This window comes from Streptomyces sp. NPDC126510, from assembly GCF_040302345.1.
In the GTDB taxonomy this organism is placed as follows: domain Bacteria; phylum Actinomycetota; class Actinomycetes; order Streptomycetales; family Streptomycetaceae; genus Streptomyces.
This window is the reverse complement of the sequence record NZ_JBEORR010000004.1, coordinates 223,256-232,054: the sequence shown is the minus strand read 5'-3', so window position 1 is coordinate 232,054 and position 8,799 is coordinate 223,256. Positions and strand designations below refer to the sequence as shown.

The window sequence follows — 8,799 nt, the reverse complement described above, 5'->3', positions numbered from 1 at the left end:
CTGGTGGGTCAGTGGGAGGCGAGGTCGGCGGGGGCCTTGCCGCGGTGGCAGGGCCGGGCGTTGTCGACGGCGACGGCGGCGGCCAGGCGCTCGTGCTTGCGGTGCAGGCCGATCAGCCCGGTGAGGGCCGCGTTCAGCACGTCCTCGTCGCGGGAGTTGAGGTGGCCGTGCTCTATGAGCGCCATACGGCGGGCGCGGAGGTCGGCGTCCTGGCGGGCGAGCCGGAGACTGACCGCGTTCAGCGGCTCCATCTGCGGCAGGACGCCGGTCAGTGGCGCAGTCGCGTAGCCGAGGATCGCCGCCGGGATCATGAAGTCGTGCTGGGTGAGCAGGTCGGTGGCCTCCCGCAGCGGGAAGCACGCGGTCAGGGGCACCTCGTCCGGGCACGGGATCGGGTAGTCCCGGACGATGTCTGCGGCGTCCTCGATGGCCCCGGCGAGCGTCTCGACCATGAAGCGCTGGGGGTGGTGGGCCCGGCCGCGCACGATCCGGGCGAGGTGCATCAGGCGGCGGGTGACGGCCACTTGGGGGGCGGACATGAGCGTTCTCCTTCGCGATCAGGCGGCGGCCACGAACTGGGCGGCCACGGCGTGGTAGCAGCGGACGGAGCGCAGGCCGGCCGGGCAGTTGCACTGACCGGAGGCGGCGGTCCGGTAGACCTCGGAACCGTCGTCGGAAACGACGAGGAAGATCCGGTTCTGGCGGAGCGGGACGACCGCGCCGAGCTCCAGGAGTTCGAGCGCTTTGGCGACCTGCCACTTCGGGTGTGCCGTGTTGGTGCGCGCCTCGCGGCGGACCTTGAGGCGGCACTTGGGGCCGTAGCCGTCGGGCGACGGCTTGCGGAGCGGACGTCGGCACTTCAGGCACCTGCCGTGCTCGGTGGCCTTCTTTGCGCGCATCGTCCGCTCCTGTCGTGGTGGTTGGGGTTTGAACTACTTTCATTCTTTCCGAATCGACTTGCCCTAGCCAGTTTTAACAAGTCGATTTGGCAAAGGATCGTAAAAGAAAACCGCAGGTCACAGGCCTGCGGTGACGTCGCCTCACCCGGTCTTCTGCTCGGCGGGCCGGGTGCAGTTGTCGTGCCGGTGGCAGTTGCAGCGCCCGCAGGCGACGCACATCCAGTCGGCTTCCAGGCCGCAGCGCCCGCAGCCTCCCGTCAGCTCCAGTTCGAGGTCATCGGCGACGATCATGCGGTTGATCGCGGCCTCCCGCTCCGTCGTGCGCCGGTAGCGGCGGACCACCATCCAGAAGTCGTCCGGCGCGTTCGTGTGCTGGTCCTCGACCATGAAAGCGGCGGCGGCGTTCACGTCGCACGCCTGGTACGGGTCCACCCCGCACGCGGACAACACGCGCTCGATCTCACCCTTGAAGGTCTCGAAGCTGCGCGTCACGATCTCTCGCCGTCCCTTCTCGTCGTCTGCTTCTGGTCAGGCGCTGGCGTTGTCGAGGATCCGCTCGACAGTCACGATGTCCCACGCGGCCGTCTCGACGGGCACCGCGAAGCTCCACCGGCCGCGGTAAGTACGCCGGCTGTCCTCCGCGGTGGCACCGCTGACCTCCGCCCACCATTCGCTCGCGTCGATCTCGGCGTCGATCCGGGTTCCGGTGTCGTGGACTCGCAGCCGGGCGCCGAAGGCGAACAGGATGTCGCCGGGCTCGACGAGGAGGCGCGGGATCTCGATGGGCACCGGCTTGCCCGTGGCGATGCGGGCCGCTTCGGCGGCGACCGGGTCGGCGAGCGCGTAGCCCAGGTCGATGGCGATCTGCTCGGCCTGCTCCGCGCTGTAGGCGTAGTCGCCGTGGCAGAACTCGCGGGCGGGCTTCGGGAGGTGGGAGTGGGGGTGGAAGGCGCCGTGCCGGTCGGTGATCGCGACCGGGCGGATGATGACGACGAAGCCAACGACGCGTTCGGACTCGACGACCAGGATGTCCCTGTCCTTGACCTGCCCCTTGTCGGCGGCTGCGTGGGCGTCGGTGCTGCTGGCGAAGTGCCACACCTTCGGCTTGGTCTCGTCGGCGACCGCGCGGGCCGTGTCGACGGCGTCGATGATCTGGCCGAGCTGGTGCGCGGCGGCGGCCTGCCGGTTGTCGTAGGCGGGGCGCTCGGTGTGGGTGCTGCTCATGGCCGTTCGTTCCTTCCTGGTGGGTGCGTGTGGTGGTGCTACTTCCATTCTTTCCAAATCGGCTCGCCCTAGCCAGTTTAAACAAATCGATTTGGTAAAGTGACCGCAAAGGTTCGCGCTCGCAGCGGACGTGCACCCGGTTTGCCCTAATCGACTCGTGAAAGGCTGGAGTCATGCCCAAGCCCTATTTCGGCAAGCAGCCGCTGCCCGAGTACAAGCCCAGCGAGGCCGTCCGTAAAGCTCTCAAGGAGTGGGAGGAGGCCCTCGCGAAGGAAGAGGAGACGCGCCATGCAGCTCGCAAGGCGCTGGCCGAGGAGCTGAAGGCTGACACCGACCTTCCCTACGCGGCCGTGGCAGCCCACCCGCTCGTGCCGTGGACGGAAGCGACGCTTCGCATCATCGGCACCGAGTACAAGGTCCCGCCCCGGCAGCCCAACAAGGCCAAGAAGGCGGACTAGGGCCGGCCCGGCGGATCAATGCCGGAGCCAGAGCCAGAGCCGGATCGAGGCGACGGTGAGGCGCCATGGAAGAGGTAGGCCCTCTTGCTGCACCAGCGCACGAAAGACCTTGAGAGCTCATGGTCCGGCTCGATTACGCTGGAGAAAGCAGGGGCCCTCTCTTCTGCGCCAGGCGCCGGAGTCATCATGCTGAGCCGTGCCAACAGCGTATCCATCAGGTTCCAGAGGATTTCCGTCCCCTTGAGCTGGGCGTACACGCTCGGCTTCAAGCGCAAGGAAGCCACGCCCGTCCAGGGTCGGGCGTGGCTCCGCATCGGGCGTGAGGAATACCCGAGCGACCTTGTCACCGAAGAGGCCTATCTCAAAGAAGAGCAGCAGCAACGGCATGAACCGATCCTCATGGGGGCCATAGACGACCGTCGGCTTTGGAGGTATCAAGGCCGTCAACTCTGGTGGTTCCAGGACAGGTTCTACTGGGACAACGACAACATGGACGGCGACGATGTCCACGCACTGCTACTCACCAGGCACCAGCGGGAACGTCAGCGCGTGGACCGGGCACGAGCCATGGTCGCCATGGGCGAGGAGCCTCGCACCCGTGAGCGCGGACACATACCGGACGACGTCAAACAGCTTGTGTGGATACGCGACCAGGGGCGTTGCCGCGCATGTGGCGCTACTTGGGAGTTGCAGTTTGACCACGTCATTCCGGTAGCCATGGGTGGCTCCAGCGAGGTCGACAATCTTCAACTGTTGTGCGGGGCGTGCAACCGCCGTAAAGGATCGGGCCTCACGTTGCCTTAGCGAGACGGTTACTGCGCGTCTGGATCAGCCGGTCTTCACCAGGATGCCGACGAGCAGGACCAGGGCGACGACGACGGTGGCGATCTTCTGCTCCCGAGGCAGGTCGACGAACCGCATGCGCGGCACCTCCACGATCTCGTCAGGCCCGTGAAAATCGTCGCGGTGTGCGTCGCGCAGGGCACGCGCCTGGGCTCGGGTGTCGGCGGGCTCGACCGTCCCGCACAGCTTGCACCGGTACTCGTACATGGCGGGCCTCCTCACGCGCGCATCGCTGGTGCTCATGATGCTCGACGAGGCGCTCCGCTGACCCATGATTGCCTTCCTTCACTGTCCGAGATGAGGTTCGATTCCGTGCGCCGGCTGGTCAGTCGACGCCCTTGAGGCGCTCGACGCGTGCAGCTGTGGGGCCCGCGCCGGGGTCGTCGACGATCCGGAACCCGCGTGCGGCTTGCTCGGCCGTCCACCCCTCGGGGAGCTTCTGGCGCCCCTTCCGGGCGCTCTCCGCCCCCGGAGAGCGGCGGAGAGCAAGCGGAGAGATTCCCTGGTCAGGGCCACTCTCCGGGGGCGGAGAGTCGTTTCTCTCCTCCTCTGAGCCGCTCTCGGGGGAGAGCAGCGGGGGCAGCTCAGATCGGTGCACTCCGGCGCGCCCTGCGACCCCCCTCGCGCGGAACGTCTTGGAGGGGTCGAATCCCGCCTGAACGAGCCGCTCCCGGAGCTGCTTATCGGTGGCTGTGGCGAGGCCGGGGAGGCGCTCCCGCATGGCCGGCCGGAGGACGGCGAGATGCACCCCGTTTTCGTCGCCGATCAGCTCCCGGATGAGGGCCGTCAGCGGGGGCTCGGCGGGGGTCTCGGTGGGGGTCTCCTCGGGCTGCTCGCCAGGGGTGTCGTCGAGCGTCTCGGCGGGGGCGTCGTCGGCGGTCTGCGCTGGCTTCCTGCGGAGCCAACCGCCGAGCCCCTTCCGGCGGGGTGGGGAGGCGTCGTCGGCGTCCTTGGTGGGGGCCTTCTCGGCGGGTTTCGCCGCCGTCTTGCCGCCGTCCTTCTTCTTCTCGCCCTTGGCCTTCCTGAGCAGCACGTCGAGGGCTCCGGTCCGGTGGGCGAACCCGATCATCACCCACCCCCACACGAGACCGAGGACGCCCTCGGTGGGGTACTCGGCGAGGCTGTGGGCGATGCCGAGAAGCACGGCGGCCACTCCCCCGAACCTCATCAGCCGCGAGCCCTTCTTGCCGTACTCGCCGGTGAGCCAGCCGACGAGCAGACCGAGCAGTGCCGCGGCACCGGCGAGCATGTGCCGGACGGCGAGCGCAACGCCGGCCACCGCGTGGCGGGCGATGCTGCGGGCGGGTCGGCGGCTCGCCTTGAGGCCGCGGCGAGTGACGTCGACGACGGCCTTGGGGTCGGCATAGGGGCGCAGGTTGGGCAGGACGAGGGTGGGGAGAGGCTCAGGCCGCCTCTCCCCCAGCTCGCCGGGCTCAGGCTCGCCGGGCTCACTGGACTCAGGCTCATGCGGGGACTCAGGCTCACGCGGGGACTCAGGCTCACGCGGGGGCTCAGGCTCACGCTCGTGGACAGGCTCAGGCTCACGCAGGTCGTGAGCCTGAGCGCCGGTGAGCCCGACGGCGAGCTGAGTCGTCTCGCCGTCGGGTCCTGGCGTCTGCTGGGTGGCGGGGGTGGTCATGATGCGAAGTGCTGGGCGATGGCGTTGATCTTCTCGGAGATGACGCCGAGCCCACCGCCCGCGCCCGCCAGGATGTAGAACAGCACGATCCCGATCACGGCGACCTGTCGGCGAGTGAGTCCCTTCCACACCAGGAAGGCGATGAGCGAGAGGCCGATCGCAGGCAGGGACAGGCCCGGCTTGATGGCCGCGATTGCGCCGACCAGATCGCCCATGACGAGCTTCGGGACGACGTCGAAGGGCCATCCGGCCGCCACGTAGGACGCTCCGGCGAGCAGGCTCAGGAACAGAACCCACCACCAGCCGAGCGGCTTCGCCTTGCCCTCCTTGGTCTCCTTCGTGCCGAGGAGCAGCACGACCGTGAGGACCACGGCAAGGCCTTCGGGCCCGAGTGCGGGGATCAGGGATTTCACGGCGGCTGGCTTCCTTTTCAGGGCTGGTCGGAGAGGTGGTCGAGCAGGGTCGGCATGTTGGCGATGGCCTCGCCGACGGTGTTGCCGTGCAGCAGGGCGCCGACGAGCACGGACACCGTGATGCCGCGCATGCACCAGCCGACGAGCCAGGACCACTTGCGGGTGGCGCGGTCGGCAGCGAGGACGAGGACGGCACCGGCGCCCCAGAAGTAGGCGTCGACGTTGTCCCGCAGCGGCAGGGGTGAGTCGGCGACGCTGCGCGTGACCTCGGTGGCATAGCCGACGACGCCGAACAGCAGCCCGCCGGCGAGGCCGGTCAGGTTGTACAGGGCGAACTTCAGGTCCGGGCGGGTCTCGCGCCAGGCCTGGGCGAGGGACTTCTTCTCCTTCTCCTCGCGGGGGAAGACAGGCGTGGAGAAGCGGGGGCGCTGGCTGGCTTCCTTCACGGGGAGGCGGAACCTGCGGCCCCTCCCCTCCCCCACTCGACGTATCTCGTCGGCGCCCTCTTCGGACTCTTCACCCTGGTCAGCGGCAGGTTCCTTGCTGACCCTGCGGCGGCCTGGCCGGTCGGTGCGCTCGCTGATCCCGTCGTCGGGCACGTCGTCCTGGTCGTCGTCATCCGCGCCCGTCTGCTGCTCGCTGCGAGCGGCCCGGCCCTTCTTGAGGATCTTGAGGAGGCCGAACCGCGGGTCCGCTTCGAGCGGGTCGCCGTCGGCCTGCTGCGGGTCCTGCTGTTCCGGCTGCTCGTCGTCAACGGCCAGGGCGGGCTTGTCGTCGATCCACCAGTCCGGCACGCGCGGCTGACTGCCCTGTCGGCGGGCGGGTGCGGGGATGATCGGGGGGTGCTCAGGCCGGGGCGGGACAACGACCGCGACCGGGGCGGGCTGACGTCCGACGGCGGGGGCCGGCTGCTGTTCGGCGTCGACGGGGGCGTGCCCCGCCGGCCGGGCGCCGAGCCTGAGGAGCGTGGCCCGGACGGCGGTCTCGTTCTCATCGGGTTCGGTGTGCTGGGTGGTCATAGGTACAGCCCCTGTCCTTCTCCGACCAGCTGTCGTGCTTCGTTCAGTCGCGCTCCGGCGGTGCGCTCGTCAACGCCGAGCAGCGGGGCCGCCGACGCCGGGGTGAGCCGCTCACCGGCCTTGAGGTGCCCGGCGAGCTTCACGACGCGGCGAGCCTGGGTGAGCCTGCGCTGAGCCGTGGCCACGCTGACGCCGAGCACCGGCGCCGCCGTGCTCTTCGTGATCGCCATGCCGTTGATCAGCTCGTCGTTCTGGAGGCGGGTAGCGAGCATGAGGATCTGGCGCTGTTCGAGGTCGGCCGCCGAAAGCGCAGGCTCAGGCTCACGGGGCTCACGCTGAGCCTGGCCCGGGTCGGCGCCTCCGGCCGACCGCTCCCCAGAGGGCGGGGGCTTCGTCAGCGACAGGCCCGCCGGGTTCGTCGTCTCGCCGCGCTGCTGCTCGGGCTCGGGCTCACGCTCGTGTTCAGGCTCAGGCTCAGGCGCGGGCTCAGGCTCAGGCTCACGCGTGGGCTCAGGCTCACGTGTGGGCTCAGGCACGGGCTCAGGCTCAGGCTCAGGCTCATGAACGGGCGCGGGCTCAGCCGCGGGTGGCAGTGCGGGGAGCGACGAGCCACCGGCGAGCATGTCGCCGAGCGCCAGGCCCGCGCCCTCGGTGAGCTTGACCCGCTGCACGCCGATCAGTTCGACGCCGAGCTCGACGTCGCCCTCGCCCGCACGGCGCAGCAGCCCCCAGGCTGCGAGCGCCGACCAGCGCCGCACCCACACCCACGGGTGCGGGTCGGGGCCATTTGAGCGCGCACGGTGGTAGGCGATCCGCCGCAGGGTCTGTGCGTTGCGGCGCTGCGCTTCGACGTCGACGTTCGTCCGGTAGACGACGAGCCGCCGGGTGACCAGGCCGAGGCCTTCTGCCGCCACGCACATGGCCATCGGGGTGATGCCGTAGACGACGGCCTCGGTGAGGCTGTCGGCCAGGATCACTCCGGTGACCGATGCGGCAGCGGGCATCGCCCACAGACCGGCTCGGACAGGCCAGGGCGCGGCCTGTCCGAACATGGTGAGCAGCAGCATGACGAGCGCGAGGACGAGCGTCGCACCTTCGCCGGCCGCGACGACGCCGAACGCCGTCGCCTGCCGGTCGGGGCCGAACTCGCTCAGGACGTTCGTGAACGTGCCCCATCCGCCGAGTCCGCCGAAGCCCACCATGGGCACGGTCGCGGCGATCAGGACGGCGCGCTGCCCTCCGGTGAGCTTGCGCGTCTCGGTCATGGGTCTGCCCTTCTCGGTTCGTGTGGGTCATGGGGCCGGGCCTGGCGTCGGCGGAGGTGCCCTGGCGCGTCCGGCCGGTCGGCGGAATCGCATCGGGGCTTCCCCTACCGCTCGGTCTGGACGGGCAGCACCGTTACTTGCCACGGGATGTCGGCCTCGGGCGGCAGCGGCGTACCAGGGGCGACCGACGTCCACCCGCCGGGAGACGCACCGTCGGCGGCAGCTGCGGCCTGCGCAGCCTTCCGCGTTGCGTGGGCGCTGACGAGCGCTCCGCGCCGGAAGAGGACGGCGACCTCGTGTCGGTCGGCCGTCTCACTGCGGGCCGTGCGCAAGAGCTTGCGCAGGACGATCCGGTCCTCGTTGTCCAGGTGCGTCTGTGTGCGCAGCACGGCCAGTTCACCGTGAGCGCGGGCCAGATCGGTGCGGAGCTTTTCCACTTCCGTGTCGGCAGCGGACGCGTCCTGCATGCGCCGGTCGGCCTCTGCGCGTGCGGCGTCGACGTCGGCCTGGAGCGTCTTCAGGGCGGCGGTTCGGATGATGCGGAACATCAGAAGCCTTTCCGCCGGGCCCCGCTGGTGGCGGGGCCCGGCCGGTCTCAGCGACGGCGCCAGCCGCGCTTCTCCTCGAACGCGAACTTCGTGCCGTCGCCCCCGCGGTTCCTCACCACGGATTCGCGGTGCCCGCGACGACGGGCGGCGGCCTGGTCGGCCTCGCGAGCGCGCTTCCGCTCGTTCTTCTCGCGGGCCTTGGTCGAGGCACTCGCCGGGAGCGGCCGGGTGTACGTCGGGCCGCCGGTCAGCGCTTCGCGGATGCGGCTGAGGGCGCTCATGCGGTCCGCCTCCCGCCACAGCTCTCGGCGCTCGCCTTCGCGTGGAACTTCGCCGACTCGCTCTGTCCGAGGGCCTCTTCGGCTCGGGCGGCCTGGTCCTGCGGTGTGCCCTGGTCCCGCTGGCAGGCGGTCACCGTCGCCGGCTGGGCGACGGTCTGGTTCGGCGTCTTGGTGCTGATCCGGCGGGCGGTCATCGGCGTCCGCCGGAGT

At 70.0% G+C, this 8,799-nt stretch carries 14 protein-coding genes; 2 read left to right on the top strand and 12 right to left on the bottom strand.

Features of this window, described 5'->3' with window-relative positions:
* Positions 1-8: 8 nt before the first annotated feature.
* The 4 genes from ABTX60_RS06925 to ABTX60_RS06910 form a co-directional block, all read right to left on the bottom strand.
* Positions 9-539: a hypothetical protein gene (locus tag ABTX60_RS06925; RefSeq protein WP_352096007.1), complete on the bottom strand. Its 531-nt coding sequence runs from the start codon at positions 537-539 to the stop codon at positions 9-11.
* Between the two features lie 18 nt (positions 540-557).
* The gene (locus tag ABTX60_RS06920; protein ID WP_352096006.1) at positions 558-899 is read right to left on the bottom strand and encodes a hypothetical protein; all 342 of its coding nucleotides are present in this window, start codon (positions 897-899) and stop codon (positions 558-560) included.
* 141 nt (positions 900-1,040) lie between these two features.
* On the bottom strand, positions 1,041-1,391 hold the full coding sequence (locus tag ABTX60_RS06915) for a hypothetical protein (protein WP_352096005.1): 351 nt from the start codon (positions 1,389-1,391) through the stop codon (positions 1,041-1,043).
* A 36-nt stretch (positions 1,392-1,427) separates the two neighbouring features.
* Complete coding sequence (locus tag ABTX60_RS06910; protein WP_352096004.1) at positions 1,428-2,123, bottom strand: hypothetical protein; 696 nt, start codon at positions 2,121-2,123, stop codon at positions 1,428-1,430.
* A gap of 173 nt (positions 2,124-2,296) precedes the next feature.
* On the opposite strand from ABTX60_RS06910, the gene ABTX60_RS06905 reads away from it, so the two are divergent.
* Together ABTX60_RS06905 and ABTX60_RS06900 are read left to right on the top strand one after the other, a co-directional pair.
* On the top strand, positions 2,297-2,581 hold the full coding sequence (locus tag ABTX60_RS06905; RefSeq protein ID WP_352096003.1) for a hypothetical protein: 285 nt from the start codon (positions 2,297-2,299) through the stop codon (positions 2,579-2,581).
* Positions 2,582-2,665: 84 nt separating this feature from the next.
* Complete coding sequence (locus ABTX60_RS06900) at positions 2,666-3,385, top strand: HNH endonuclease (protein WP_352096002.1); 720 nt, start codon at positions 2,666-2,668, stop codon at positions 3,383-3,385.
* Between the two features lie 24 nt (positions 3,386-3,409).
* Here ABTX60_RS06900 and ABTX60_RS06895 read toward each other — a convergent pair whose 3' ends face one another.
* From ABTX60_RS06895 to ABTX60_RS06860, 8 genes are all read right to left on the bottom strand, one after another.
* Positions 3,410-3,631: a hypothetical protein gene (locus ABTX60_RS06895; RefSeq protein WP_352096001.1), complete on the bottom strand. Its 222-nt coding sequence runs from the start codon at positions 3,629-3,631 to the stop codon at positions 3,410-3,412.
* A gap of 118 nt (positions 3,632-3,749) precedes the next feature.
* A complete protein-coding gene (locus ABTX60_RS06890; protein WP_352096000.1) occupies positions 3,750-5,063 on the bottom strand; it encodes a hypothetical protein in 1,314 nt (437 codons plus the stop codon).
* Entirely contained in the window at positions 5,060-5,476 is a 417-nt protein-coding gene (locus tag ABTX60_RS06885) for a hypothetical protein (protein ID WP_352095999.1), read from the bottom strand. The genes ABTX60_RS06890 and ABTX60_RS06885 overlap by 4 nt, the downstream gene beginning before the upstream one ends.
* 17 nt (positions 5,477-5,493) lie before the next feature.
* Positions 5,494-6,495 (bottom strand): hypothetical protein, encoded by a 1,002-nt coding sequence (locus ABTX60_RS06880; protein WP_352095998.1) that lies wholly within the window; start codon positions 6,493-6,495, stop codon positions 5,494-5,496.
* On the bottom strand, positions 6,492-7,760 hold the full coding sequence (locus ABTX60_RS06875; protein ID WP_352095997.1) for a conjugal transfer protein: 1,269 nt from the start codon (positions 7,758-7,760) through the stop codon (positions 6,492-6,494). The genes ABTX60_RS06880 and ABTX60_RS06875 overlap by 4 nt, the downstream gene beginning before the upstream one ends.
* A gap of 104 nt (positions 7,761-7,864) precedes the next feature.
* A complete protein-coding gene (locus tag ABTX60_RS06870) occupies positions 7,865-8,308 on the bottom strand; it encodes a hypothetical protein (protein ID WP_352095996.1) in 444 nt (147 codons plus the stop codon).
* 47 nt (positions 8,309-8,355) lie between these two features.
* Positions 8,356-8,589 (bottom strand): hypothetical protein, encoded by a 234-nt coding sequence (locus ABTX60_RS06865; RefSeq protein ID WP_352095995.1) that lies wholly within the window; start codon positions 8,587-8,589, stop codon positions 8,356-8,358.
* Positions 8,586-8,783, bottom strand: coding sequence for a hypothetical protein (locus ABTX60_RS06860; RefSeq protein WP_352095994.1), 198 nt, complete (start codon positions 8,781-8,783; stop codon positions 8,586-8,588). The genes ABTX60_RS06865 and ABTX60_RS06860 overlap by 4 nt, the downstream gene beginning before the upstream one ends.
* Positions 8,784-8,799 lie beyond the last annotated feature (16 nt).